Origin of the sequence: Anaerococcus prevotii DSM 20548 (assembly GCF_000024105.1) — a bacterium.
In the GTDB taxonomy this organism is placed as follows: Bacteria; Bacillota; Clostridia; order Tissierellales; family Peptoniphilaceae; genus Anaerococcus; species Anaerococcus prevotii.
Genome location: NC_013171.1, coordinates 1,188,981 through 1,215,451 on the forward strand (window position 1 = coordinate 1,188,981; position 26,471 = coordinate 1,215,451).

The 26,471-nt window shown below is 37.5% G+C and carries 23 protein-coding genes; 2 read left to right on the top strand and 21 right to left on the bottom strand.

All coding sequences use genetic code 11. The annotated features are described in order from the left end of the window. Positions 1-9: 9 nt before the first annotated feature. The 11 genes from purH to APRE_RS05700 form a co-directional block, all read right to left on the bottom strand. Positions 10-1,515, bottom strand: coding sequence for a bifunctional phosphoribosylaminoimidazolecarboxamide formyltransferase/IMP cyclohydrolase (purH, locus tag APRE_RS05650; protein WP_015778038.1), 1,506 nt, complete (start codon positions 1,513-1,515; stop codon positions 10-12). Beyond that, positions 1,512-2,057 (bottom strand): phosphoribosylglycinamide formyltransferase, encoded by a 546-nt coding sequence (gene purN / locus APRE_RS05655; RefSeq protein WP_015778039.1) that lies wholly within the window; start codon positions 2,055-2,057, stop codon positions 1,512-1,514. The genes purH and purN overlap by 4 nt, the downstream gene beginning before the upstream one ends. Beyond that, positions 2,054-3,397 carry an amidophosphoribosyltransferase gene (gene purF, locus APRE_RS05660; RefSeq protein ID WP_015778040.1) on the bottom strand — a complete coding sequence of 448 codons (1,344 nt, stop codon included), beginning with the start codon at positions 3,395-3,397 and terminating at the stop codon, positions 2,054-2,056. The genes purN and purF overlap by 4 nt, the downstream gene beginning before the upstream one ends. Before the next feature lie 316 nt (positions 3,398-3,713). Then, positions 3,714-5,369: a formate--tetrahydrofolate ligase gene (locus APRE_RS05665; protein WP_015778041.1), complete on the bottom strand. Its 1,656-nt coding sequence runs from the start codon at positions 5,367-5,369 to the stop codon at positions 3,714-3,716. A gap of 331 nt (positions 5,370-5,700) precedes the next feature. After that, positions 5,701-6,960, bottom strand: coding sequence for an amidohydrolase family protein (locus tag APRE_RS05670; RefSeq protein ID WP_015778042.1), 1,260 nt, complete (start codon positions 6,958-6,960; stop codon positions 5,701-5,703). A 10-nt stretch (positions 6,961-6,970) separates the two neighbouring features. Then, the gene (locus tag APRE_RS05675; protein WP_245941919.1) at positions 6,971-8,125 is read right to left on the bottom strand and encodes an MFS transporter; all 1,155 of its coding nucleotides are present in this window, start codon (positions 8,123-8,125) and stop codon (positions 6,971-6,973) included. 136 nt (positions 8,126-8,261) lie between these two features. Further along, entirely contained in the window at positions 8,262-9,557 is a 1,296-nt protein-coding gene (gene thiC / locus APRE_RS05680; protein ID WP_015778044.1) for a phosphomethylpyrimidine synthase ThiC, read from the bottom strand. Positions 9,558-9,749: 192 nt separating this feature from the next. Then, positions 9,750-10,526, bottom strand: coding sequence for a nucleoside phosphorylase (locus tag APRE_RS05685; protein WP_015778045.1), 777 nt, complete (start codon positions 10,524-10,526; stop codon positions 9,750-9,752). A gap of 324 nt (positions 10,527-10,850) precedes the next feature. Further along, a complete protein-coding gene (locus APRE_RS05690; RefSeq protein ID WP_015778046.1) occupies positions 10,851-11,345 on the bottom strand; it encodes a GNAT family N-acetyltransferase in 495 nt (164 codons plus the stop codon). A gap of 80 nt (positions 11,346-11,425) precedes the next feature. After that, complete coding sequence (locus APRE_RS05695) at positions 11,426-12,193, bottom strand: NERD domain-containing protein (RefSeq protein ID WP_015778047.1); 768 nt, start codon at positions 12,191-12,193, stop codon at positions 11,426-11,428. 141 nt (positions 12,194-12,334) lie between these two features. Continuing rightward, positions 12,335-17,914: a G5 domain-containing protein gene (locus APRE_RS05700; RefSeq protein WP_015778048.1), complete on the bottom strand. Its 5,580-nt coding sequence runs from the start codon at positions 17,912-17,914 to the stop codon at positions 12,335-12,337. 299 nt (positions 17,915-18,213) lie between these two features. Between APRE_RS05700 and APRE_RS05705 the strand changes: the two genes are divergently transcribed. Then, positions 18,214-19,221 (top strand): potassium channel family protein, encoded by a 1,008-nt coding sequence (locus APRE_RS05705; protein WP_015778049.1) that lies wholly within the window; start codon positions 18,214-18,216, stop codon positions 19,219-19,221. A 75-nt stretch (positions 19,222-19,296) separates the two neighbouring features. On the opposite strand, the gene APRE_RS05710 is transcribed toward APRE_RS05705, so the two are convergent. The 9 genes from APRE_RS05710 to APRE_RS05750 all read right to left on the bottom strand — a co-directional run bounded on the left by APRE_RS05710 (position 19,297) and on the right by APRE_RS05750 (position 24,998). Further along, entirely contained in the window at positions 19,297-20,256 is a 960-nt protein-coding gene (locus tag APRE_RS05710) for an aromatic acid exporter family protein (protein WP_015778050.1), read from the bottom strand. 16 nt (positions 20,257-20,272) lie between these two features. Further along, complete coding sequence (locus APRE_RS05715) at positions 20,273-20,746, bottom strand: GNAT family N-acetyltransferase (RefSeq protein WP_015778051.1); 474 nt, start codon at positions 20,744-20,746, stop codon at positions 20,273-20,275. 117 nt (positions 20,747-20,863) lie between these two features. Further along, on the bottom strand, positions 20,864-21,250 hold the full coding sequence (locus tag APRE_RS05720) for a ferritin family protein (RefSeq protein ID WP_015778052.1): 387 nt from the start codon (positions 21,248-21,250) through the stop codon (positions 20,864-20,866). A 158-nt stretch (positions 21,251-21,408) separates the two neighbouring features. Beyond that, positions 21,409-21,582: an indolepyruvate ferredoxin oxidoreductase subunit alpha gene (locus APRE_RS05725; RefSeq protein ID WP_015778053.1), complete on the bottom strand. Its 174-nt coding sequence runs from the start codon at positions 21,580-21,582 to the stop codon at positions 21,409-21,411. 135 nt (positions 21,583-21,717) lie between these two features. Beyond that, positions 21,718-22,518: a PSP1 domain-containing protein gene (locus tag APRE_RS05730; RefSeq protein WP_015778054.1), complete on the bottom strand. Its 801-nt coding sequence runs from the start codon at positions 22,516-22,518 to the stop codon at positions 21,718-21,720. Continuing rightward, positions 22,519-23,304, bottom strand: coding sequence for a DNA polymerase III subunit delta (locus APRE_RS05735; RefSeq protein ID WP_015778055.1), 786 nt, complete (start codon positions 23,302-23,304; stop codon positions 22,519-22,521). After that, a complete protein-coding gene (locus APRE_RS05740) occupies positions 23,301-23,630 on the bottom strand; it encodes a cyclic-di-AMP receptor (protein ID WP_015778056.1) in 330 nt (109 codons plus the stop codon). Before APRE_RS05740 ends, APRE_RS05735 begins: the two co-directional genes overlap by 4 nt. Further along, positions 23,627-24,256: a dTMP kinase gene (gene tmk, locus APRE_RS05745; protein WP_015778057.1), complete on the bottom strand. Its 630-nt coding sequence runs from the start codon at positions 24,254-24,256 to the stop codon at positions 23,627-23,629. The genes APRE_RS05740 and tmk overlap by 4 nt, the downstream gene beginning before the upstream one ends. An 88-nt stretch (positions 24,257-24,344) precedes the next feature. Beyond that, positions 24,345-24,998: a 50S ribosomal protein L25 gene (locus tag APRE_RS05750; RefSeq protein ID WP_015778058.1), complete on the bottom strand. Its 654-nt coding sequence runs from the start codon at positions 24,996-24,998 to the stop codon at positions 24,345-24,347. Positions 24,999-25,124: 126 nt separating this feature from the next. Here APRE_RS05750 and tpx point away from each other — a divergent pair, with 126 nt between their 5' ends. After that, positions 25,125-25,634: a thiol peroxidase gene (tpx, locus tag APRE_RS05755; RefSeq protein WP_015778059.1), complete on the top strand. Its 510-nt coding sequence runs from the start codon at positions 25,125-25,127 to the stop codon at positions 25,632-25,634. 46 nt (positions 25,635-25,680) lie between these two features. Here tpx and APRE_RS05760 read toward each other — a convergent pair whose 3' ends face one another. Beyond that, positions 25,681-26,463: a bifunctional 5,10-methylenetetrahydrofolate dehydrogenase/5,10-methenyltetrahydrofolate cyclohydrolase gene (locus APRE_RS05760; protein WP_015778060.1), complete on the bottom strand. Its 783-nt coding sequence runs from the start codon at positions 26,461-26,463 to the stop codon at positions 25,681-25,683. Positions 26,464-26,471: the final 8 nt, after the last annotated feature.

Here is a 26,471-nt window from a genome sequence, read left to right on the forward strand (position 1 = left end):
TGCTTCTCCTTAATGTTTGAAGTGACGTGATTTGCTAAATACCATGCTCATACCATATTCATTACATTTATCGATTGAGTCTTCGTCTCTTATTGATCCACCTGGTTGGATGATTGAGCTAATTCCCATCTCGTGGGCAAGCTCTACTGTATCTGAAAATGGGAAGAAGGCATCTGATCCAAGGACTGCTCCCTCAAAGTCCCTATCCTTAAAGTGATCTTTGATAGATTCAAGCGCCCAAACTCTAGATTGTTGACCTGCCCCACAACCTAGGGTCTTCATTCCCTTGGCTACTACAATGGCATTTGATTTGACATATTTTACCACCTTTTGGGCAAATAAGAGGTCTTTGATTTCTTCTTCACTAGGCTTTTTGTCAGTTACTATATTTACTTCGTCCTTGCCGAAGTCTTTTCCTTGAATTAGGACTTTTCCATTAAGATATCTGATTTCTTCTCTTACACTTTCATTAGCAAAGTCGACTTTAACGAGCCTTAGATTTTTCTTCTTTGTAAGAATTTCTAGAGCCTCTTTTGTAAAGTCTTTTGCTGCTATTATTTCTAGGAATATTTCATGCATTTTCGAAGCTGCTTTCTCATCAACTACTCCATTTACTGCAAGGATTCCTCCAAATATTGATTGGCTGTCGCACTCGAAGGCCTTAATGTATGAATCATAGACATCACTTCCTACAGCAACCCCGCATGGTGATTGGTGTTTAAGAGCAACTACTGCATTATCTCCTAGCTCTTGGGCAAGCTCTAGGGCTGGGTTTAGATCATTGTAGTTGTTATAACTCATTTCCTTGCCGTGAATTACTTCTATATCTTCCATAAGTCCTGTGACAAATGGATCATTGTATAAACTTGCCTCTTGTCCTGGATTTTCCCCATAACGTAAATCTGTTTCTTTCTCAAAGCCGTAGGTCTTATATTTAGATTCTTCTCCAGTAAGTTTTGTGAAGTACCTTGCTATTACTGAATCGTAGAATGCTGTAAGGCTAAAGGCCTTCATAGCAAGTCTTTGCCTATAAGCTAGGTCTATATCATCGTTTTTAAGTCTTTCGATTAGTTCATCATAATCACTTGGATCTGTTACAATTAAGACATCTTTATGGTTTTTGGCAGCAGACCTAACCATGGATGGGCCACCGATGTCGATATTTTCGATTATCTCTTCTGGATTTCCCTTATCAAGGGCCTTTTGGAATTCGTATAAATTTACAACTACTATATCAATTGCCTTTATCCCCAACTCTTCTACAGTTGAAACATGACTAGCTTCATCCCTCTTATAAAGAATTCCTCCATGTACATAAGGAGATAGGGTCTTTACCCTTCCTTCTAGTATTTCTGGAAAGTTTGTTATTTCCTCAATCTCTGATACATCTACTCCGCTATCTTTGATCTTTTTGTAGGTGCCTCCTGTTGAAACCAAACTTACTCCCAAGTCCCTAAGGTCTTTGGCTAGTTTTTCTATTCCTGTCTTGTCAGTAACTGATAGTAAAGCTCTCAATTTAATTCCTCCAATTGTTTGATTACTTCTTTCAAGCTCTTATGCTCTACTTCTAGGACCGTCTTTGCAATTTCTTCAGCACTTTCGCACTTACTTATGTCAACTTGTCTTTGAAGAATAATATCTCCATCATCCAAGTTTTCATTTACATAATGAACACTTACTCCACTTATCTTTTCCTTGTTTTCAAATACTGCCTTGTGAACATTCATTCCATAAAATCCCTTACCTCCATACTTGGGTAAGAGTGAAGGGTGGATATTGATTATCTTATATTTATCTATAATATTTTTAGTAACTTTTGGCAAATATCCTGCAAGAACTATGAGGTCTATATTTTTATCTTTTAGCTCTTCTAGGATTTCTTCGTCATCTTTGCTTATGATATATGAAATACCTTCTTCTCTGGCAAAAGAGAGCCCCTTTGCGTCTTTGTTTGAGACTACTAATTTAATCTGGCTATCGAAATAATTTTCCTTTTCCGCATCTATAAGAGCCTTTAAGTTCGATCCCGTTCCTGAAATAAATACTGCAAGCCTCACTTCTCTTCCCTCCTTACTGGATAATCTCCTGTAAAACACGCCTTACAATAATCACAAGGATCATTTGTAAGCTCCATCATATTCTCAAGGCTTAGAAATTCCAAACTATCTGCTCCTATTTTCTTATTTATCTCCTCTATCGAAAGATTTGCCGCTATTAGCTTACTCTTATCTGGAGTGTCCACTCCGTAGTAACAAGGATTAGTAAAAGGAGGCGAGGTGACTCTTAGGTGAACTTCCCTAGCCCCAGCTTTTCTTATCCTTTGTATAAGCTTGGCACTGGTAGTCCCCCTTACTATGGAATCATCTACGAGAACAATTCTTTTATCCTTAAGGACCGACTTTTGTGGATTTAGCTTAAGCCTTACAGAAAGTTCCCTTTCCTTTTGGTCTGATTTTATGAAGGTCCTACCCATATATCTATTCCTTACAAGGCCTGCTGCAAAGGGAATACCTGATCTTTGGGCAAATCCTATAGCTGAAGGAGTGCCAGAATCTGGCACGGGACAGACTAGATCTGCCTCTATCGGAGCCTGGTCGTAAAGCTTCTCCCCACTCCTTCTCCTAAACATATAGGCATTAGTTCCTTCGATGTTGGCGTCAGGCCTTGCTGTGTAGATATATTCGAAGATACAATGCTTGCAATCTACCTTACTGTCTTCCTTGTAGGACTTAATCCCGTCCTTATCGCAAACTACAATCTCCCCTGCCTCTATGTCCCTATAATTTTCAATATCAAGAATTTCTATAGAGCAATTCTCACTTGCTATAATCGTAGTCTCATCATCAAAGCCTATCATCAAGGGCCTTATCCCGTTATAGTCCCTAAAGCCTACGATCTTATCCGGCATGCATAGGACACATGAATAGGCTCCCCTTATATCTTCCATGGCTCGCCTTATGGCCTTTACTATATCACCCTCAAAGTACCTAGTAATCAGAAGGAGGATCAGCTCGCTATCTGTATATGTATGAAAGGCCATGCCCATTTCTTCTTCTTTTTTCTTTAATGTTTTATAATTTACAAGATTTCCATCATGAGCTAAGGAAAATTCATTTCCTTTAGCAAAGCTTACCAAGGGTTCGACATTATAGTCTTGGTTACATCCTTCTGGAGCACTTCTCACATGGCCTAGACCGTATTCGCCCTTGCTATCTTTAAGATTCTCATCAGCAAAAATTTCATTGACAAGTCCTAGACCTCTTATTCTTCTTAAGTTTTCTCCAGTCGATAAGATAATTCCAGAAGCATCCTGGCCCCTATGCTGAATTGAACTTAGTGAATAAAATAATTTCTGTGTTTTTCCTACTTTAGTTTTTATACCTACTACACCGCTCATTAGTCTATCTTCTCCTATATCACTTATCTACACACATAAAAAGAGAACCCTAAACAGGGTCCTCTTAGTGCAGGGCAAAGAAATTCAATTGTAAATCTCAACTTTTTGATGTAGGCAAAGATAGAGTTAATCACGCTAATAGAAATGAATTTTATAGTAAATGTTTTGTTTGTTAGACATTTGTTTTTCATAGCACCCTCCATCTTCCCTAAATTTTTGTATATCTATATTATAAATAATATAACAAATTTTGCAAGTTTTTCAAGTGATTTTTTTCTGAAATTTCTAGCCTAAATTATTATGAAAAGGTAAACAATTAGAACAATCCAACTACTTCGTTATTTTCATCTAAATCAATTTTATAGGCATTAGCAGCCTTTGGAAGTCCCGGCATGGTCAAAATATTTCCAGTGTAGGCAACCAAAAATCCTGCTCCAGCATTGATCCTAATTTCTCTAATCGTTATATCGTAGTCGTCTTCTGTGATATTGATATTTCCATCATCTGATAGGGAATAAGGTGTTTTGGCTACACAAATTGGTAGGTTTTGATAGCCTAAGTCTTCGATTTTTTTGATATCCTTCTCGCACTTTTTGCTATAAACTACACCCTTCGCCCTATAGATTTCCTTAGCTATAGTCTCTATTTTTTCCTTTACACCTTGGTCTAGGTCATAGAGGTAGTTAAAGTCATTGTCATTTTCACAAAGCTCAACTAGATTTTGGGCAAGCTCTTTTCCACCTGCTCCACCATCAGTAAAGACACTTGTCTCGACTGCCTTTACTCCAAGCTTTTCTGTCATCTTCTTTACGAGTTCTATTTCCTTGTCGGTGTCGGTATCGAACTTGTTGATAGCGACGATTATATTTTTACCGAATTTTCTCATATTTTCTATATGGATCTTGAGGTTCTTAAAACCTAGTTCAAGTTTTTCTAGATTTTCTTCCTTCAAGTTTTCAAAGTCAACTCCAGCGTGATATTTTAGACTTCTTATTGATGTTACTATTACACTTGCGGAAGGAGTGAGTCCTCCTAGCCTGCATTTGATATCGTTAAACTTCTCGGCTCCAAGGTCTGCCCCGAAACCTGCTTCTGTTACTACATAATCTGCTATGCCAAGGCCGGTTTTTGTCGCAAGGAGGGAGTTACAACCGTGGGCAATATTTGCGAAAGGTCCTCCATGGATTAGGGCTGGGGTATGCTCTATTGTTTGAACTAGGTTTGGCTTAAGGGCTTCCTTCATAACTACAGCGACAGATCCCGTTGCCTTGATATCATCGACTGTTACAGGATTATTGTCATAGTCGTAGGCTACGATCATCTTGCTTACTTTTTCTCTAAAGTCTTCGATGCTTGTAGCAAGACATAAAACTGCCATCATCTCTGTAGCAACTGTTATATCAAATTTATCCTCACGACTTACACCATCTGTCCTATTGCCTAGTCCTATCACTACATTTCTTAGGGCCCTGTCGTTTAGGTCGACACACCTTCTCCAGACGATTCTTTTTGGATCTATTCTTTTTTCGTTCCCCTGGTAGATATGATTATCCAAAATAGCAGCAACAAGATTTACCGCACTAGTTATGGCGTGGAAGTCTCCTGTAAAATGTAGGTTGATCTCATCCATTGGGAGAACTTGGCTGTAGCCTCCACCAGCAGCTCCTCCCTTTCTTCCGAAGGAAGGTCCCATAGATGGCTCTCTTAGGACAGAAATTGCCTTCTTGCCGATTTTATTTAAGGCCATGGATAGGCCTATGTTTAGGGTAGTTTTTCCTTCTCCACTTGGGGTTGGATTTGTTGCAGTAACAAGGATTAGCTTAGAGTCTTTCTTCATCTTACCCGCATAGGCTAACGGCAGTTTAGCCTTGTAATTTCCGTATTTCTCATAATCATCGATCCCCAAATCCTTACAGATCTCATCGATGTCTTTTAGTTGGGCTTCCTTCGCTATTTCAATATCAGTCTTCATCATTACTTCCTTTCGCACTCGCAAATACTTAAAATTAGAATCGGCTTCCACCATGAATATACCATTGAATTATAAATTTTTAAGGGATATTATTTTATAATTATTAAATTTATCTAGAAAATATTAGAAAGGGGCTGTTGCTGAATGAATAAATCGTACCGTTATCGTTAGAAGAACCTCCACGGAAAGTCTCACTAAGCCGACGGGCTAATAGCCTCCATCAGCCGGCAGGCTATGATTGGCCCACCGGCAATGGGAGGTAAAATTTCCTAATAGAAACTTCTAAAGATGGTACGATGATTATTAATAGTTTTGCAACAGCCCCATCAATTTATCTTATATTTAGTTTCACATCATATTCTCTTTTGGCCTTTTTGAATAGGAATTCTCCCTCACGTACTGATGCCAAACACTCGGCCCTGTTTCTTATAGCTTCAAATTCATTTTCTGCATCCAAAACTATAAAGTTGGCAGGCTTTCCTGGATCAAAACCGTAATCGTCTTCTATGTGCATGGTCCTTGCCCCATTGTAGGTAACAAGATCGAAGTCTTTTTCGAAGTCCTTTTCTCTCATAAGTTGGCTTAGGTGAATTCCATTGTCTAGGATATTAATGAGATTACCGTTGCCAGCAGGATACCATAAGTCTACTATGGAGTCTTGGGCAAAGCAAACATTGATTCCATTATCTACAAATTCCAAAACTCTGGTAAGTCCCCTACGTTTTGGATAAGAGTCTTGTCTACCTTGCAAAAATGCGTTTTCTGTAGGAAGGGCTATGAAGTTAAGCTTAGATTTTCTAAATAAGCCCATCATCCTAAAGGCATAGGAATCATCCGCAGACCCAAAAGAGCAGGTATGGCTTGCTGTAGTCTTTTCCCCTATTTTATTTATCATAGCCTCCGCATTGAGTACTTCGACAAATCTTGCCATCACGTCATCTGTCTCGTCACAGTGTACATCTATTAGCCTATCGTATTTTACGGCAAGCCTTACGATTTCTTTGATGGATTTTTCTCCTAAATCCCTTGACCATTCGTTGTGAGGGATGCCTCCGACTACTTCACAACCAAGCTTTAGGGCTTCTTCTACAAGATCTCTACCTGTCTTTCCTTCTTCCTCATATGAATACATACCATTTTGTGGGAAGGCTACGACTTGGATTGTGACCTTATCCTTCAATTCATCACGAACCTCAAGGGCTGCTTTAATTCCTGTAAGATTAGGATCTGTACAATCGGTTTGGGCTCTGATATATTGAGTTCCGTGGGATAGACATTCTTCTACAGCCCCATAGATTCTTTCCTTCATCTCTTCCTTGCTTGAGCCCTTCTTGAAGTCATTCCATAGGTCAATCGCCTCAAAAAGAGTTCCCGATTCATTCTTTACCTCATCGGTCTTGCCAATCATATAATAATCAAGATGAAGGTGACTATCTACATAAGGTGGGATTACAAGCCTTCCATCTAGATCGATTACTTCATCACAAGCCTCTAGCTTATTGCCAAATTCCTTAAAACAACCATCTTCTACGAGAATTTCTCTCGCATCTTCATAACCATAAATCTTTGCATTGATAAATTTTTTCTTCATATAACCTCCATTAATATAAAGTTTTCTTTGATAAAAACGCTACAAATATGCCAACTACAAGGACCAGACACATAAAGCTAAGCATAAATTTAACAGAATAATTTGTAAGAAGGCTCCCCGCAAGGGAACTTGCAAGCATTATAGAGAAGTTAAAGCTTGCTGACTGGAGGGATGTGGCTACAGCCGATGCATTTTCCCTAACCTGCCTAGCTACCGCTGTTTGAAATAGGCTAACCAAGGCCCCAAATCCTATTCCCCGAAGTAAAAAGGCCATATCACAAAAGAGGCTATAACTTGCGAAAAAAGCAAATATGATTAGGGACAAAAGAGCTGATCCGAACATAAAAATAGTAAGAGATCTGATGTGCCTGTCAATTACCTTTGCTGCAATAATGACAGAAATAATAGAGCCAAGACCAAACAAAACTTGAGCAAAGCCAATTCCTCTTGTGTAATCGATAGCCCTTATTAGGTTTGTGGTATAAGTGTAAACCCCGTAGTTTGCAATGGCTGCAAGGGAAGTAAGAAGCATTACTATGAGCACGCCCTTGTTTCTAATCAAGGTAAAAGGGGAGTTCGTCCTATCACGAATCTCACCGCTAACTTCTGGTAGGATAAAATATATAAGGATTCCTATAAGGAAAATAACGAGTGAAACAGCAAAAAACTCTGCTCTCCAAGAAATATTTCTACCTATTGCAGTAAAAATCGGAAGGCCCAGGCTCATACCAAAGGTCGTCCCACTCATGATAAAGGCGACGGCAAAACCCTTGTGGGCCTTATCAGTTAACTTCATCCCAAAAGATGCAACCATGGGCCAAAGAATCCCTGCACAAATTCCTCCTATCATCCTCCCAAGAAGAGCGATGCCATATGTAGTGGAAATTCCCACAAGGAAATTGCCTAGGGCAAAGCCCATAAGAAGAGCCAGGAGCAATTTCTTCCTAGAAAATCCAACCGTAGCAGATATAAGAGGAATCGAAAAAATTGCACTCGCTATAGCATAAAAGCCCAAGAGATTTCCGGCCTGAGTTTCGCTAATCCTTAGACCCTCTGTAAGTTCTGGCAAAATCCCCGAAGGAATAAGCTCTGAGATGATTGCCATAAAGGTCACACTTAAAAGTAAGATGAAATTCGGCCAATATATTTTTTCTTTTTCCACCACAATGCCTCCACAAATTAAAAGCTAGGGGCCTATACCTCATCGAGCCTCCTGTCTAATTATGTCGGCTGATCTAGCAAAGCTCCCTAAGCTATCTATTCCATCTTATTATATACTTTTCAATTAATGGATACAATCTTTATAGGACAATATCCTTACCTTCAAGGATAAGATTCATATTTCTTGCAGAACACATTGCCCCGCACATAGTACAGGTATCTTCCTCTTCTGGAGCTGAAGCCGCCCTATAGGCTCTACACTTTTCTGGATCTATGGCAAGTTCAAACATCCCCTCCCAGTCGAGTTTTTGTCTTCTCTTACTCATCTCAAGGTCCCATTTTCTAGCATCCTTTAGCTTAGCGATATCTCCAGCATGAGCTGCAATTTTGGCTGCGACTATTCCCTCACGCACATCTTCTACATCAGGAAGTCTCAAATGCTCTGCTGGTGTCACATAACATAAGAAGTCTGCCCCATGACTTGCAGCAATTGCTCCACCGATTGCGCTTGTGATATGATCATAACCTGGCGCCACATCACAAACTAAAGGTCCTAATACATAGAATGGTGCGTTGTGACAGAGTTTCTTCTCAAGCTTCATATTCATTTCTATGTCGTTTATTGGAACATGGCCTGGTCCTTCGATAATTACTTGAACGTCCTTCTCCCAGGCCCTTTTGGTAAGCTCACCTAGGGTGATTAGCTCAGCTATTTGGGCAGGATCTGTTGCATCGTGGATGCCTCCTGGTCTTAGTGAATCTCCCAGTGATAAGGTTACGTCATATTCTCTTAAAATATCCAAAAGTTCATCATAATATTCATAGAAAGGATTTTCAGCATCATTCATCATCATCCATCCAAATAACAAGGATCCACCACGGGAAACAATCTCGTTAACCCTTCTATTTCTCATAAAAATCTCAGCATTTGCTCTATTAATTCCACAATGGATTGTTACAAAATCTACGCCGTTTTCCGCATGGTTTCTAACAACGTCAAGGAACTCTTGGGCCTTGATAAAGCTAAGCCCCTTATCTAAAAATCCTACCGCATCATACATTGGTACAGTTCCAATCATTGCTGTAGATTTTTCTATAAGTCTTTTCCTAAACTCTTGAGTCTTTCCATAGTTTGAAAGGTCCATTATAGATTCAGCTCCCATATCAAGGGCCATATCTACCTTTTGCATCTCAAGATCAAGGTCATTGATGTCCTTAGAAATACCCAAGTTTACATTAATCTTAGTCCTAAGGCCTGTTCCAATACCTTCTGGAGAAATTGAATTGTGGTTCTTGTTTCTAGGAATAACAATTTCGCCCTTGGCTATTTTCTCTAGCAAGAATTCTTCGCTAACATTTTCCTTCTTGGCAACAATCTTCATCTCTTCAGTTACAAAACCATTCTTTGCAGCTTCCATCTGTGTCTTATACTTCATAAATTAAAAAAACCTCCTAAAAATTTATAGGAGAAAAAATGCTTCATCCCTCGCAGGCATTATCCTGACCGGTAAGATGGTCGAAGTCAAAACTTCCTCTCAGCATATAGCTCCCATAGATCATTAATTTACATCTACTATTATAATAGAGTTTGCCCTGTATGTAAAATAAAATCGCTAAAGCGATAATTTTTATTTCTTCCCAATATTAATCACAGAATCCAAACAAAGCTCTAGGGCAAAGGCGAAAGAATCCTCGGCCCAGTTTCTCTGGTCATAATTATGGGGGTCAGATAGAGTATCCGCAGTAAAGAGAATCTCGCCCCAAATCACATCTCTAAAACTTGCCACAGCAGCAAGGGAGGCGCACTCCATCTCCACAACTTGGCATCCTTCTTCTATCCTATATTTGACAAAATCTTTAGTCTCTCTATAAAATCCGTCTGTAGTCCAAGTTGTAGTTTCTACATATGAAATCCCTCTTTCAAACAAAGCTGATCTTATAGAAGAAATCGCCCTCCTATCTATCTCAACAAATCTAGAAGGAGCCATGTAGTGGTAGCTTGCTCCCTCATCCCTTAGGGCCCTTGTTGGAATAAGGAAGACTCCCTCATCTATATCGACTAGGGCTCCGCAAGTTCCAGCAGATATAATCTCCCTTACCCCGTAGGATATAAGCCAGTCCATGAATTGGGCGGCCGCCGCTGAACCTACTGGAGCCTGGGCAAGAGTCACTTTCTCTCCCTTATAGTCTATTACATAGACTGGATATACCTTGGTAGCCGATACAAACTCAGAAACCTTGATAGCCTTATTATTTGCCGCATATTCATCTATATGGTTAGATAGAAAGGCGTAGACACATTTTCTAGGAAGCTTTAGGTCAAGGTCTTCATGATTGGGATTGATAACTGCATCCTTCCTATCATCAAATTCTAAAATCGGAAATTCATTTTTAAATAAAGTCATATGAAACCTCTTATATTTTCTTAGTATTTTTACCGTAAGATCTCTTACGAAAGCCTTATTTTACAAATATTCTTTCCAAATATCCTACAGGATAAAAATCAGTTCTTCCAAAATAATCATATCTTAAAAAAAAGCTTGGAAAGGCCACAGGCAAGTCTTTTAAATACAAGATAAAAGTAGTCCCCCTTTTTTATTTTGAATCATATCTATAATCCTTCTTCAATTCTATGAGATCATCGCTATCTCAAATCTTCTTAGCCAATTTAGCTAAATTCATACTATCCTCGTCGCTTTCTTCATGTATCTCATAGTTTAATCTCATATTTATAGGTCTTTTACTTCTCTACTTCCTTTTTTTATGAAGGTATCTTCACTTACAATCTTTCCAGCACATTTTTCTGCAACACGTCTTGATGCCATATTGTCTTGATTTACAATAATACTTACTTTTCTTGCTCCCTTTTCTCTAGCGTATGATATAAGAGCCCTGTCAATTTCTGTAGCATAGCCCTTATTCCATGGGGACTTATGGACACAACAAGCAATATCGTATGTATGTCCCCCATCTGTTAAAAGAAAACTACAAGTGCCTACTCTTTTCTTAGTCTCTTTAGATATTGGGATAAGGTAGGTGCAATCCGGATCATTTTCTAATTCTTCAAGCTCTTTTATATATGCCAAATCTACACCTTCTTTGGATTCATCTGGGAGGTACTCTCCCATCTCGGGATCATTCCATATTTGATAAGCCCAATAGGCGTCTTCTTTCACAAAACTTCTGATAATAAGCCTTGGGCTTGCTATTGACTCTATTTTCATAATCTATCCTTTGTTTAATTTGATAATTTATGTGATTTACCCTAACTATGAATGTTACACTATTTATATAGGTCATATATTCACGATTTTTTATTCTGACTTACCACAAACCTACACTTAGGAAAGTTAGAACATCCTATGAATTTCCCGTATTTTCCTTCTCTTTCGACTAGTTTCCCTCCGCATTTTGGGCAGATATTTGCTTTTATCTTCTCTTCATTTTCCTTTTTGATTTTCTTAATCTCTCTCGTATGGACGAAGTCGGTCTGGTGGGATTTGTTCTTCTCTAGGATTTCTATTATCCTTCCTATATCTTCTTTGCCAATGACTTCTTCTGTCGAAAGATCTTTGATTGCTTCACTTACATATCTTATTTTGCAGACCTTAGCCTTGGTCACTTCGATTGAGTCAATATTGGCCTCTCCAGAAAAGGCTATTATCGAATGATAGGTCATTTCTGGATATGAATCTTCTAAGATACTTTCGATTGCCCTTATGTGAGCGTAGTTTTGGAAAATTGGATTCATAAAATTATTTTTCTGATTGTATAAGTATTGACTCCAGGTGCGGGACTTCTCCTTACCGTAAATCTTACCCTTGTAGGCCTTTGTCTCTATGACAAATATTCCGTAAATAGAAATAACTATATGGTCTATCTGGGTTGTGCTAGTACTGCCTCCCATATTTTTAAGCTTAATATCATGGATAATCCTATATTTTTCCTTATCTAAGTCCTTTAGCATATAAGCTACTGCAAGCTCTCCTATATCTCCCTTAAACTTAGCCCTAAAGACAGTAAGGGCCAAAATAATCGCAAGGAAAAATACGGTTGCTATATCCCACTCCATATGATCCTCCTTATTTTTGATTATAATAATTATATCACAAATTACTTTCTTCTAGGAAATTCTATTTAACGATTTATAATATAAAAAATCGCACCAGCAAAAGCATAACTTTCGCCGATACGATTTGATAATAAGCTATTCTTATTTTTTCTTCTTTTTCTTTGTTGCAAAGAGGGCTGATGCAGCGCCGAACAAGCTTACGAGCACTCCACTTGTACCGCTAACGCCTGTTTTTGGAGCACGATTTGATTTATTATCTTTTTGTGCTTCTTTAGCTTTCTCAGACTTCTTTGAAGCAAAGTCAATTCTTACGCCTTCGTCCTTCTTAGGATTTTTAGACTTGTCAGGGGTCTCAGTTTTGTCAGGACTTTCTGGCTTCTCTGGTTTTGGATCTTCAGGCTTTTCAGGATTTCCTGGCTCATTAGGTTTTCCTGGTTTGTTTGGTTTTGGATCTGTTGGATCTTCAGGTTTTTCTGTATTTTCTCCTGGGATCTCTGGATCACCTGGTTTTCCTGGTTGTTCAGGTGTTTCACCTGGTTTTCCTGGTTCTTCTTTTTCACCTGGTTTACTTGGGTCTTCCTTTTCACCTGGTTTACTTGGGTCTTCTTTTTCACCTGGCTTACTTGGGTCTTCCTTTTCACCTGGTTTACTTGGGTCTTCCTTTTCACCTGGCTTACTTGGGTCTTCCTTTTCACCTGGTTTACTTGGGTCTTCTTTTTCACCTGGCTTACTTGGGTCTTCCTTTTCACCTGGTTTACTTGGGTCTTCTTTTTCACCTGGCTTACTTGGGTCTTCCTTTTCACCTGGTTTACTTGGGTCTTCTTTTTCACCTGGTTTACTTGGGTCTGAATCTACTGGTGGGATTTCACATACATTCTTAGTTCCGATTTCTATAATCTTATCTTGTTTTTCTGTGATTGTCTTAGTAGTTCTATCAACTTCTTTAGAGTTTTCTATCTTAACAGTAGTTTCAGTCTTACCTGGCTTACCTTCTTGGATTACATTAGTTTTTCCAGCTTCAAGATTTGGATTTTCTCTAATTATGATGTCGTAAGCTTTTTCACTTTCGTAAGTGAACTCGCCATCAGTCTTAGATCCATATTCTACGACCTTGTTCTTTGGTTCAACTCTTTCTTCAGTAACTTCAAGCTTACCTGTTTCCTTGTTGAAAGTAGTGGTGTATTTTACAGATCCCTTAGAACCTTCTTCGATGACTTTTTCTTCACCAGCCTTAAGCTCTGGATTGTGTCTGTACTCTGTATCATTACCAAGTTCTACAATTTTTTCAACTGGTTTCAAACCGATTCTAACTACCCTATCTTCTTTTTCTGTGATAGTCTTTGTAGTTTCTGTGGCTTCTCCAACTGGTTTAGAGTCCTTGATTTTTTGGGTAATGGTTACTTCTTCCTTGCCTGGTTTTCCTTCGTTTTCAATCTTTTGGAAGCCAGCTTCAAGGTTTTCGTCATAGATTACCTTAGTTTCGTAAGGAATTTCTCTTTCGATAGTCTTTGTAGTTTCACCCTCAGATGGTTTTCTACCGATTTTGATTAATCTTTCTTGAGGCTTTTTAGTAGTCTTAAATTCGCCTTCTTTAGTTTCTACAACTTTTCCATCTTTAATTACAAGGGTATTTGTTCTTTCTTGTTCTCCTGGAGAACCTGGAGTTACAACTTTTTCTTCACCTGGTTCTAATGAGTCATCGTATTCGTATCTAGTTTCGAAAGGAAGTTCTTTCTTTTCAACTATTTTGTGAGTACCGTCATTTGTACCTTCTCCAACTAAGATTACCGCATTTTTAGCTTTCTTAGTTACTGTTGGCTCAGAAGTATTTATTACCTTAGAGTTTTCTATTGTAAGGGTTCTTTCTTGCTCTCCCTTTTCTCCCTTTAATTCATTGCCTTCATCATCTTTGGCGTATTTCCATTCGCCCTTCTTTAGGCTTGGGTCTTTTCTAACTTCTACTTCAAATGGAATTTCTTCCTTAACTTTTTCAGTTCCGTTAGTCTTTCCACCGATTTTTACAACTCTGTTTTGACCTTTTTCTTCTTTTTCAGAAGTTACAACTTTCTTTTGGTCCTTGTCATAAGATGTTGTGATGGTTACCTTTCCATTTTTACCTGGGGTCACTTCTTCAGTTTTTCCAGATTCGAGGTTTTCGTCATAAACATATTCTGTGTTGAATGGTTTTTCTACAACTTTTGTTACTGGTTTTGTACCGATTTTTACAACTCTGTCAGTTGCTTCTTTAGTTGTCTTGAATTCGCCTTCTTTAGTTTCTGTTACTTGACCATCCTTGATTACAAGCGTGTTCGTTCTTTCTTGTTCTCCTGGATTTCCTTCTTTAACAACTTCTTGTTGGCCTGCATCTAGGTTCTCATCGTATTCGATTATTGTCTTATAATCTATATTTTTCTTTTCTTTTACTTCGTGAGTACCATCGTTAGTTCCCTTACCTACTTGGATAAGTGCGTCTTCTGCTGGATCTTCTGTGACAGTTGGTTCGCCATCTACTTTAGAATTTTTAATTGTCCAAGTTGTAGTCTTTGTACCAACCTTACCTGGTTTTGCAATTCTGTACTCACCCTTCTTAAGGTCGTCTACTTCTTCAACCTTATATTTGAATGGTAGTTCTTCCTTGTGTTCTACCTTGCCTTCGGTATTTCTACCTACTTTTATAATTCTCTTTGTAGGAGCCTTAGTTTCAGTAAATTCACCTGTTTCAGTTTTTGTTACATTGCCATCTTCAATTGTAAGAGTAATATCTCTCTTCTTTTCTCCAGCTTCGCCTTTTTGAACTTCTTTAGTTTCACCTGGAGCAAGGCTGTCATCAAATTGGATTTCAGTTTCAAATCCTATTTCAACTTTTTCTTCGATTTTGTGAGTGCCATCATTTACGCCTTCTCCAACGTGGATTACTCTGTCTTCAGCTTTTTCTATAACCTCTTCTTTAGTCTTTGTATCGTCAATCTTGGAATCCTTAATAGTGTAAGTTACCTTCTTAGATCCCTTTTTACCTTCAGTGATAACTTTTATCTCACCTTTTTTGAGTGTAGGATCTTTTTCTACCTTGGTTTCGAAAGGAATTTCTAGAGTTTTTTCTACTTTTCCATTTGTACCATAGGCCACGAATTGAACTTCTGTTGTCTTTGTTCCTGCTTCAACCTTATTGCCTTCTGCGTCTTCTTCATAGTAGTGGGCTGTTACCGGTACATTTAGTAGGGCGCCGTCAATTGACTTACCTTCTTCTGCGTTTGGTACAGTAGCAGTTACCTTACCAGTTGTTTCATCGATTGAAACATTCCAAGTATTGCCCTTATCATCTGTGTATGTTTTTGAGTCTAGGGTAAACTTGCCTGGTCTTCTGTTGTATCTATCTTCTTCATTTAGGATTACATCTGAAGAAAGGGTGTCTCCTTCCTTACCAGCCTTAGCATTGTAGCGAGGAGTCATATTAGCCTTTTCTTCGATTACGAAGTAGGCATTTACTTCTTCGGTTACGTCCTCTCGTGGTTTTTGTTCATCTACATAGTGAGCAACTACAGGTACTGTAAGTTTTTCTCCACCGTCAAAGGCTGTAGGGTCCACTGGTTTCGCACTAACCTTACCTGTTTTTTCATCAACTTTTACAGTCCATTTATTTCCCTTATCATCTGTAGCTAGCTTGTTACCAGCTTCGTCAGTTTCTAGAGTATCCGGAAGCGTATAGTGGTCCGGTGAAATTCTCTTAGTATCTTGTGCTACTTTTGCCTCTGATGTTTGTTCATTTACTGGGAAGTTTACTTGAGCATCGTATTCCGGTCTGATGTAGGTTGACTCTTGGACTACAAAGTGGAACCAGTGGACATCTTTTGACCCGTTTGTGTAGGTATATTCTATAGGGATAGCTATAAAGTCACCCGCCTTGGCTGATTTTGGTGGTGTTATGGTAAAGTTTGAAATATCTCCATCCTTTAGATCAACCTTCCACTGGTCTTCTGGTGCCTTGCCTTCATTTGCCTTATTGATGAAGTCCATGATTAGCCTACCAGAAGCTTCTCCCTTATTTTCAGCCTCATTCATTTCTTCAGCAGACTTGTCAGTTTCTCCTGGATTTTCAGGTTCTACAATTCCTACTTTAAAGGGCTTGCCTGGTTTTACTGCTGATGAGGTCACCTTAGAAGTATCATCTCCATTACCATCTTCGAATCTTTGGTCATAGTATCTTGTGTCATCTAGGTTTAATTTGAAGTTACCTATGAGGTTGTAGTGGTCGTAGCGGTCTATGCCTTGCTTATCGATGGTGACATCTTTTCCATTGTGATTAATGGTAGCAGATCCTGCACCTGTTCCTACATAAGTTCCTTTTTCACCAAATTCATCTGGTGTTTCCGCTATCTTTTTAAATTCATCAGCTGTTCTTGGACGGGCAAAGAATTTAACATCTAGGTTTTGAAGAGCCTTATAGTCAGGCGTATTGAATATAGAATCTTCATTGATGACAGTCTTGCCAGATTTATCCTTCTTTAGGGCGCCTTCTGGCATCTGGATATGGATAGTTCCGTTTTTAATATAGGCACTTGCTCCCGGAACAATTTTCCCTGTAATAGGGTTATAAACTTGGCCTACTAGTCTTTCCTTAGCACTCTCATCGATATTGTCTACCTTGATTCCGGTGTCTATATCTTGGCCTTGTACAAAGACCTTTTTATCATACTTACCATTTAATTTTAATTGCTCTAGCTTATCATTTTCATTTGGCCATGGGTTGACCTTGTAGCCAAGAGCGAAACCTTGAGCTCCAAAAAATTTAACTTTTGGATTATCTTGAGTATAATTATCCTTAAAACCAAAGGAAGTAGAAGGATTGTCCTTGCTATTGATGTGCTTTAAGGTTTCTTCACTGGCCTCATAGTTCAAATTTCTTTGTGTCCTGGCAGCCGTAATTTCTGTATTTTCATCCGGCTTGTAGGTTATACCAGGAGATTCAGGTGTTAACTTATCTCCCTGACCAATCATTGGTTTTTCGCCTGTATCAACAGGTAAATTACCAGAATCAGTTACATAAACCTTAGTATAGGTTCTTTGGCCGGTCTTTTTGTCTATGGTGATTTGATAACCATATTCAGTCTTACTTGGTGATGTTGAAGATGGGTTTTTAAATTCGAATTTAAAACCATCTTTTACTTTCTTCTCATCAGTTTTATATTGAGTCTGATTTGGATCTCCTGGTTGGAGGTCTGTTTGTTTATAACGTTCAGATCCATCGTAGTCCTTTATTTTTCCTTCATCTTCACCATAGTTTGGGTCATCTGCGCTTTGATTGTGTATATCTTTTTTAGTCTCTGTTTCCCCAGCTCCTTGGGCTGTTGGTGTTCTATCTTGACCAAATTCAGGTTTTGCTTGCTCACCATTTGCATCATTTATTAATGGAGTTTGCTTTCCTTCTTCTTTTTTATCTTCTTCCTCTTGAGCTTCTTCTTTATAATCTCCCTTAGTTTCTTTATTATCTCCCGCACTTTCGCTATGGGTGTTTTCGTCTTCTTTACTTGCAGAATCTAGGTTGCCATCTTGACTTTGATTGTCATTTACAATCTCTGTTTGGGGCGTATTAGTGTCTGCATAAACAGTGTTCGAATTTCCTAATAGTCCAAATCCACCAACAATAATTGAAGCTCCAAGTAGAGCTTTCTTTATTGATTCGTTGGACAATGGTATTACGAATTTGTTTTTCTTGTGATTCATAATTATCTCCATTCCTCACTATATATTTAGTGTGTTAATTCATATATTCATACTTTCATTATACTGATATTTCATATATAATCTATTTATTTTGATAAATTATTAGGGTATTTTATAAATTTTTGACAATTTAAATATAAATCAATTATTTCCCTGTTATTCCTATGGAATTAACTCTATAACAACTTATTTACTGCAATAAAGACAATACTTTTAAATTTAATCTATTAGATATTAAGAACTTTATCCTATAGCTTTTTCTATTAATTTAAGCTATAATCAAATTATCAGGAGGGCTTATGGAGGATAAGAGGAAGCTTAAATTTATTTTTGTTGTATTTGCACTTTTACTAATACTCGGCACCCTTGGCTATATGATTCTACTTAAGGTAAGTCTTGTGGATGCCTTGTATATGACAGTTATTACCATATCGACTGTGGGTTTCGGAGAGGTCGGAACTACTAGTGAACTTTCGGAGTTATTTTCTGTACTTATGATTTTTCTGGGCGTTGGTGTTGTAGGATACGCCTTCACCACAGTTGAGGCAATGTTAGTTGAGGGGAGGCTTGTAGATTTATGGAAGGGAAGCAAGATGGATAAGAAGATTTCTGCTCTAGATGAGCATTATATAATATGTGGGTCAGGAGAGCTTGCAGATGTGATTATAGATAAATTTACCAAGGAAGGCTTAGATTTTCTTGTGATTACTGATGATAGGGCTGACCTGGATGATTACAGTCATCACGATATTTTGGTCATAGAAGGCCAAGCTACTGAGGAAGAAGTCCTCGAAAAGGCAGGCATATCAAGGGCAAGGGGGCTCATAGCTGCCCTTCCTTCAGAAGTTGATAATATTGTAACGGTCCTAACGGCAAGACACCTCAACAAGGATATCTATATTATAGCTAACTCGACCTCTAAATCAGGTAGTCAAAAATTAATGAAAGTTGGAGCAAATAAAACTATGTCTGCTATAGAAATCAGCGGCAAAAGAATTGCATCGCTTATGATTAAGCCAAATATTATCTCCTTCCTTGATGTTGTAACAAAAGTTGGAGATGTAGAGATGGACCTTGAGGAAGTGATAGTAAATAAAGGCTCTTATCTTGAAAAAAAGGACCTCATAGCCGCCCAGATTCCTAACAAAACAGGCCTCATAGTCCTTGCCATAAAGAGAAATAAAGATAAGAAAATGTTCTTCAATCCTCCAGGAAACTACATCTTTGAGACTAACGATGTGCTTATAGTTCTAGGAAGAGAAGATCAAGTAGAAAAGTTAAGACACCTAGGAGATGAAAATAAGTAAAGAAAAGAAGGCTAGCTTAAGTTGCTGCCTTCTCTTTTATTGTATAAGTTTTCCCTTGAGATTTGTAAAATATCATCAAAGCCTATTTATTTTATTTAGATCGATACTAATGTCTATAAATTCACTAAGGCTTCTAAAAACTTGAAAAATCGCCGAACGAATGGCAAAGTCTTCGTGAGTTTGAGGAAGGTCTATCATCCTAAAGTGCTTATTCAAATATTCTATCCTTTCCTTGACCTTAATCATTTCGTTCGCATCTCCGAGCTTTTCTCCTGTATCGATTATTATGTCGGAAATTAGTTTACCTTCGTCATAGGACCTTGGAATCTCCTTTAAGTCCTCATACATTTCTTTTAGAAGGTCCATCTCTATTTGCCTGTGGCTTAAGTCTCTTAGGATATCCTTGCTATTATGGATTCTGTTATCATTTTCGACAATTGCAAGGTCCATGGCCTTTCCTATATCCGCTTCTAGCTTTTTTATCTTATCTTCATATATTTCTACGTCCAGATGGTTGACTAGGGTATTGCCGAAAAAGTTTAGAATATCCTTGATGTCCCTATCTATATTATAAATCCATTCTTTAAGCTCATCCTGACTTTCTGGTGCATAGAGGTTGGTCAAGAAGGCAAAGCCTGTTCCTATAAGGACGAGGGCCAGCTCATTTTTTATTATAGAAGGGTTAATTTGTCCATAACTTAGCAAGTGGGTGACGGTTACACTTGATGGGCCAAGTCCCAGTTCGATTTTTAATAGTAGAGATAGGGGCACGAATAGGAGTAAGTAGATACCGAAGGCCCAAGTCTTATAGGAAAAGAGCTCAAAGACAAGCCCTCCTATTATAAGGGCTAGGATTGCGGAAAGACTCCTCTTGGCCCCTCCTTTAAGTGTTGCCTTTCTGGTCTCAAATATATTGAGGATGGTAATGATTGCTGCAGAAGAAGCATAGTTAAGACCCAGGAAGCTTGCCAAGGATAGGGAAAGGCTAGCAGCTAGGGCTGTTTTTATAGTAGTACTAATTATAGTTTTGTTCATGATGTCCCCTTGTAATTTATTTTTCGCCTAGATATTTAATATAGAGCTGGCAAGGATTGTTCTCATCCCACAGTCCAGGCAAACACTCTAGCTCCTTGTAGGCCATAGCCTTGTAGAAGTCATTGGTCTTATCATATTCTTCGTAGGTTCCTCTCTTTACAGTCTTTACCTGGGCATAAGAGAAAAATAAAGTCCTAGCTAAGTCCTCGAAGGCCTCGATTAATTGCTTCCCCAGGCCCAGCCTGTGGTATTTTTTCATAATACCCATTACAAAAATCTCCACACAATCCTTGCTTGTCTCTTTCATTACCAAAAATCCTACTGGCTTATCATCAAGGAAAATCGCCAAGAATCTTTTATCGAGTGATTCTTCTATATAAGTTTTCCTACTTTCACCTATCGAAAACCAATCTGTAAGGTCATCCAAGACCAAGTTTCCTATCTTTTCTTTATCTTTTTTGTCTTTTATTTCAATTAATTTACTCTTCATTTTATTCCCTAGGTCTGATTTAATTATAGACGAAAAAAATCAAATAAATTTAGTAAAGATGATTACTTAATTTATAGCTATATGAATAAGGTCTTTGATAATAGATCAAGATTTATCCTAAAGCAGACCCTTAACCATATCTCCGTGTCTAATTTCGTCATTTTTTACACTTTCTATTTCCGGAAATTTTTCTGCAACTGGACCATAGTTTTGACCAGCCTTGTATTCTCCCTCTGCTATTTTAGGATATAATCTCTTTTTGCCCAATATTTTGTAAAGCATTGGCATAATAATAGCTAATTTCTTCTTTGGCTTTAGATTTACCTGAGTGAGCTTGTGAAATACAGCTGCGTGATGGCCTTCTTCTGCAGCAAGCTTTTTAAAAGTTTCTCTGTCTTCTTTATCTTTAACAACATCTGCAAGTGCCTTATACATTAAGACTACATCCAACTCCCCTTGTTGGGATTTTAACAAAATCTTCATATCCTCTTTACTAATATGCATCAAAGCCTCCCTATTATTTCTAAAATCGATTCTCTTAACTTATGTAATTACTTCTATTATATCCTATCTTTGTAGCTTAAATCTTGATATATTTTTCTATTTTAGCTATAAAAAAAGACCCCGAAGGGCCTTAGTATGTCATTTGTTTATGTATTTGATTATTCTTGGTCGATTGCTTCTACAGGACATACTGCTGCACAAGAACCACAGTCTATACATGCGTCTGCGTCGATTTCGTAAGCTGCGTCTCCTTGAGAGATTGCTCCTACTGGACATTCACCTTCACATGATCCACATGAAATACATGTATTTTCATCTATTCTATAAGCCATAATTTTCCTCCTATTTGTTTATTTCTTATGTCTATAATATACAACATATGGAATTAAAAGTCAAGAATTTTTTATATTTATTCTGATTTTAATTGTAAAATGATAATTTATTCAAATTGATATTAATTATCATTTTTAATATTCCATTTCCTTACATGCATAAGTCTCTTCGATTTCTTCATCAGTTCCTGTAAGTTTAACCCTTACTTTGGAACATTCTCTGATGTAGTCGTTATTAAGAACCATGCCGTATCCGTCTGCTGTCTTTACCTTTTGACCTTCCTTAGGCATTTTTTTCTTGCTACACTTGTAGCATTCTTCTTCATATGACAAGCAGCACATAAGCCTTCCACACATACCAGAAATCTTGCCTGGATCTAGGGTGATGTCTTGGTCCTTGGCCATCTTTATGGATAGGGGCTTGAAGTCATTAAGAAATCTCCCGCAACAGCATTTTTGACCGCATGGGCCTAGGTGCTCAATCATCTTGGCATGATCTCTTACTCCTATTTGTCTAAGCTCAATCCTATTTCTGTAGATTGAGGCCAAGTCTTTTACTAGTGACCTAAAGTCTACCCTATTTTCAGCCTTAAAGTAGAAGGTGATTTTGCTTCTGTCAAAGGTATATTTTGCATCTATTATCTTCATCTTTAGACCATGGGCCTTGGCCTTTTCTTGGCAGAGATTAATTGCCTCTTTTGCATCTTGCTCGTTTTTAGCGTAGTAATAGAGGTCATCATTGGTAGCTTTTCTAATTACTTCCGAAAGCTTGCCCTTAGTTTCTGACTCGTCGACATCAACTAAGGCAACTTCTGCCATTTCTACTCCGTTGGATGTTTCTACTATTACCTTATCCTTATATTCAAATTCAATTCCATTTGCATCGAAATGATATATTTTACCCGCTGGTCTAAATCTTATTCCTACGACTCTCAATCAGAAATTCCCCTCTCTAAATATATTAAATATGATTTTTTCTATGCTTAGGTCATAATTAATATTTGTTCTTGCCGCATTTTGTATGTCTTCTATCAAAAATATTGCTTTTTCGATTTCGTCTATTGATACTTGCGGAAATTTTTTCAGCATATATTTTGTATTATAGTCAAGATTATCCTTATTATAATTGTAGCTTATTAGGGCCTGGTAGACTTTAAGCATTGCCTTGTAGATAGTTTGCCTGTCGTCCTTGTACTTGTTAAAGAAGTCCTTGTTTTTGTAAAATGAATCTATCTTTCCATTATAGATATGAGCCATTATAGAATACAGCTTATCCATATCTATATCAAGGTCACCTTCTTCTGCTTGTATTGGAATTATCTGACATCTTGACCTAATAGTTGCCAAGAGATTATATCTATTGGTACATGTGAAGATAATTTTTACATAATCTCTTAGCTCTTCTAAGCTCTTTAGCATGGCGTTAGACCCTTCTTGCCTTAGGTCCTGGGCGTTGTGGATTATATATATTTTAATCTTGCCGTTGTAGGGTCTAAGATAGATATCCTTTAAGACTTGTCTGATAGTTTCAATATCTATTACTCCACCTTTTTTATCAATTAGGTAAAGGTCAGGGTTGTTCTTATCATCTATCCCATAATAGCTAAAGACTTCTCGTGCAAAGTCAAGGGCAAAGACCTTGTTGGCTTCTTCGTTTTTGCCTTCAAAAATATAGGCATTGGACAGATTTTTTATGTCTATTTCCCTATTTTTAAAGCTCATAGTTGGATATATTTATCAACGTCAATCAGAAATATTGTAGCTCCTCCTACAGTTATATCTATTGGAACTGTGTTTGTTAAAAGTGAGCTTTCTGCTGTTGGATTAATTATAGTTGTTGTTGTATTTCTCTTCTTACAGTTTTTCTCTATTATGGATAATACTTCGTCTAGGTCTTCTTCTTCGACACCTATTAGAAGGGTTGTATTTCCCTTTTTGAGAAAGCCACCGGTAGTTGCAAGCTTTGTAATCCTATATCCCTTGTCTGTCAATGCGTCAACTAAAAAGTTCACATCTGCATCTTGAACTATAGCTATAAGTAGTTTCATAGTATCTCCTCCAAAGATTTATAAATTAACTCCATTACTTGATCAGTTACTTCATCGATTGATTTAGTTGCATCTACTCTTTTTATCTCGTCCTTGTATCTTTCGGTTATGTCTAGGTAAGCGTCAAAGATTTTCCTATGGAAGTCGAAGTCTTCACTTTCGAGCCTATCTGCTGAGAAGTTAGCTCTTTTTCTTACTAGAGCTGTCTTGTAGTCTATATCAAAAAATATGGTAAGGTCTGCCTTTGTATTTTCTGTTGCAAAGTCATTTATTACCTTTACCTTTTCGATGCCGAGTCCCCTACCCACTCCTTGATAGAGGAGAGAGCTTAGGACGAACCTATCACATATAACAAGCTTTCCTTTTTCAAGTGCTGGTCTTATCTTTTCTTCTATAAGCTGGGCCCTGCTTGCGGCAAATAGGAGACATTCGCACCTACTTGTCATATCCTCATTGTCATTATCTATGATAATTTCTCGAATTTTCTCAGAAATCGGTGTTCCACCGGGTTCTCTAAAGTCCAAGTATTCTATCTGATCTTTCTTAAGTCTCTTCTTTACTTCATTTATAACTGTTGTTTTTCCAGATCCATCAGGACCTTCAAATACTATTAGTTTTCCTGTCATGTTCCTATTATACCATATTAGGAAAAATTTAGCTTAGAAGATTTCCCCAAAGTTTGCAAAAAAAAAGACCGTCTGGCCTTTTTTAATCTTATTCTTCGTCTTCTGATTCACTTTCTTCAGTTTCATCAACTGTAGGAACGTCACTTGCGTCAGCTGCTTCTTCGCCTTCTTCTGGAATTTCTTCCTCATTAGGTTCTTGTAGTGAGCAGATTACTTCGTCATCCTCTTCAAGAATTGTGATTTCATCAACTTTTGCAATGTCAAGATCAGCTATTGTTCTAACATCACCGATTTGTAGATCGCTTACTTCAACATCAGCTGTTTGTGGGATGTATTTTGGTAGACATTCTACTTCAACAACGTCTATGTTTTGAACTAGTACAGATGGTTCAACTCTGATTTCATCTCTACCAACAAGTACAACTGGAACTTGTACTCTGATAGCTTCGTTTTGGTTGATTGCTTGGAAGTCAACGTGTAAAAATTGATTTTTGAATGGGTGATTTTGATATGCTTTGATAAGTACATCTTTCTTCTCATCACCAAAATCTAGTGTTATAATTGTTGATGTTCCTGCTTGTCTAAGTACCTTTTCAAAATCTCTAGTTGTCACTTGAACATTTATATTTTCTTCGTCTTTGGCATAAATAACTCCTGGTATTAGTTCAGCTGCTCTTAGCTTGTTAACTTTGTTTTTACCAGTAGCTTCTCTTTTTTCTGCTTGTAAAACTAACTCTGCCATTTTGCCTCCTTATATATTCATACTGCTTAATTATACCTCATAAACATTTCATTTACAATGTTTTAGTTTCAATCATTACAAATCGGGTATATAAATTATGAAGATATTATATAGAAAGGAGTAACAATGTCAAGAAAAATTAAATTCGGAAGTGTAGATGTAAGTGTAGACGGTGAAAAACTAAAGGTAGGGGATAAGGCCCCAGACTTTTTGGCGATTGATAAGGATCTCAATGAGTATTCTTCAAAAGAAGATGATGGTAAGATTAAATTAATTTCTGTTATCCCATCTATAGATACATCTGTTTGTGAGATCCAGACAACAATGTTTTCTAAGGCAAAAGAGGGCTTATCAGATGAAGTTTCTCTTATAACTATATCAAACGACTTACCTTTTGCCCAAGCTAGATTCTTGGAAGAGAAGGAAATGACAAACAATAAGTTCGTATCGGACTATATTCACCATGATTTCTCAAAGAAGTACTCAACCTTAATCAATGAACTTAAGCTTTTAAATAGGTCAGTTTTTGTAATTGATAAGGATAACAAAATCGCCTACGCTGAATATTTGGAGCAAAATACCGATTTACCAGATTATGAAAAAGCAATAGAAGTTGTTAAAAGTTTAGAAAATTAAGATAAGGATAAGAATCTAACAAGAAGGGTTCTTATCCTTTTTTATTTTAAATTAAAGATTCTAAGAGCATTAGGGTCGTAAGGGCACCTATGCCCCTCTTATTTGTGAGAACTTCTATATCCACATCCTCTAGGCTCCCATAATCAATATCTCCTACTATCTTCCCATCAAGGTAAGTCGTACCCACATCTACTACAAGCATACCATCTCTAAAGTAGGACCTATCATAAAAATTAGCCCTTCCTATAGCTGAAATAAATATATCGGAATTTTTTATTATATTTTTTTGATCTGCAGTATGGCGAGTTATCATGGTAACAGTTGCATATTTTGTCACTAAGTTCATTGCAAGTGGCTTACCTATAGTTGTAGTCTTATTTGAAATTACTATATGCTTACCCTTAAGACTAGAGTATTTATCTTCTAGAAATCTTACAATTGCCCTAGCTGTTTGAGGGAGCCTTTCTGTAGATCCCTCCATAGTATGACCTTGGGCTTTGTAGGTGAAGGCATCGAGGTCCCTGATTTCTATATTGTCTTTAAGAAAGGTCAAATCTTTCCCCTCTCCGAAGGGAGCCAGTATTATGTAGCCATCTTCCTTATCAAAGGTATTGATAAAAGCTAGGATTTCTTCTGGGCTTTCTTTATCAAACTCACAGTCCACATATTCAATATCAAATTCCTCACATCTTTTAATTATAGACTTCTTATAATATAGGACTTCACTAGTAGGATTCTTGGATAAGAGCAAAAGCTTATTAGTAAACTTATGACTTCCTAGTTTATCAATCAAGGAGTTTTTGATCTCGTCTGTATTTAATATTTTCATATATCCTC

Excerpts from the sequence above, each read along its gene's own strand:
- APRE_RS05750 (WP_015778058.1), bottom strand. The coding sequence starts at position 24,998 with ATGGCAGAGTTAGTTTTACAAGCAGAAAAAAGAGAAGCTACTGGTAAA.
- tmk (WP_015778057.1), bottom strand. The coding sequence starts at position 24,256 with ATGACAGGAAAACTAATAGTATTTGAAGGTCCTGATGGATCTGGAAAA.
- APRE_RS05740 (WP_015778056.1), bottom strand. The coding sequence starts at position 23,630 with ATGAAACTACTTATAGCTATAGTTCAAGATGCAGATGTGAACTTTTTA.
- APRE_RS05690 (WP_015778046.1), bottom strand. The coding sequence starts at position 11,345 with ATGAAAATAGAGTCAATAGCAAGCCCAAGGCTTATTATCAGAAGTTTT.
- thiC (WP_015778044.1), bottom strand. The coding sequence starts at position 9,557 with ATGAAGTATAAGACACAGATGGAAGCTGCAAAGAATGGTTTTGTAACT.
- APRE_RS05735 (WP_015778055.1), bottom strand. The coding sequence starts at position 23,304 with ATGAGCTTTAAAAATAGGGAAATAGACATAAAAAATCTGTCCAATGCC.
- APRE_RS05715 (WP_015778051.1), bottom strand. The coding sequence starts at position 20,746 with ATGAAGAGTAAATTAATTGAAATAAAAGACAAAAAAGATAAAGAAAAG.
- APRE_RS05670 (WP_015778042.1), bottom strand. The coding sequence starts at position 6,960 with ATGAAGAAAAAATTTATCAATGCAAAGATTTATGGTTATGAAGATGCG.
- APRE_RS05665 (WP_015778041.1), bottom strand. The coding sequence starts at position 5,369 with ATGAAGACTGATATTGAAATAGCGAAGGAAGCCCAACTAAAAGACATC.
- APRE_RS05720 (WP_015778052.1), bottom strand. The coding sequence starts at position 21,250 with ATGCATATTAGTAAAGAGGATATGAAGATTTTGTTAAAATCCCAACAA.
- APRE_RS05695 (WP_015778047.1), bottom strand. The coding sequence starts at position 12,193 with ATGGAGTGGGATATAGCAACCGTATTTTTCCTTGCGATTATTTTGGCC.
- APRE_RS05725 (WP_015778053.1), bottom strand. The coding sequence starts at position 21,582 with ATGGCTTATAGAATAGATGAAAATACATGTATTTCATGTGGATCATGT.
- APRE_RS05705 (WP_015778049.1), top strand. The coding sequence starts at position 18,214 with ATGGAGGATAAGAGGAAGCTTAAATTTATTTTTGTTGTATTTGCACTT.
- purF (WP_015778040.1), bottom strand. The coding sequence starts at position 3,397 with ATGAGCGGTGTAGTAGGTATAAAAACTAAAGTAGGAAAAACACAGAAA.
- APRE_RS05710 (WP_015778050.1), bottom strand. The coding sequence starts at position 20,256 with ATGAACAAAACTATAATTAGTACTACTATAAAAACAGCCCTAGCTGCT.
- tpx (WP_015778059.1), top strand. The coding sequence starts at position 25,125 with ATGTCAAGAAAAATTAAATTCGGAAGTGTAGATGTAAGTGTAGACGGT.
- APRE_RS05760 (WP_015778060.1), bottom strand. The coding sequence starts at position 26,463 with ATGAAAATATTAAATACAGACGAGATCAAAAACTCCTTGATTGATAAA.
- APRE_RS05685 (WP_015778045.1), bottom strand. The coding sequence starts at position 10,526 with ATGACTTTATTTAAAAATGAATTTCCGATTTTAGAATTTGATGATAGG.
- APRE_RS05700 (WP_015778048.1), bottom strand. The coding sequence starts at position 17,914 with ATGAATCACAAGAAAAACAAATTCGTAATACCATTGTCCAACGAATCA.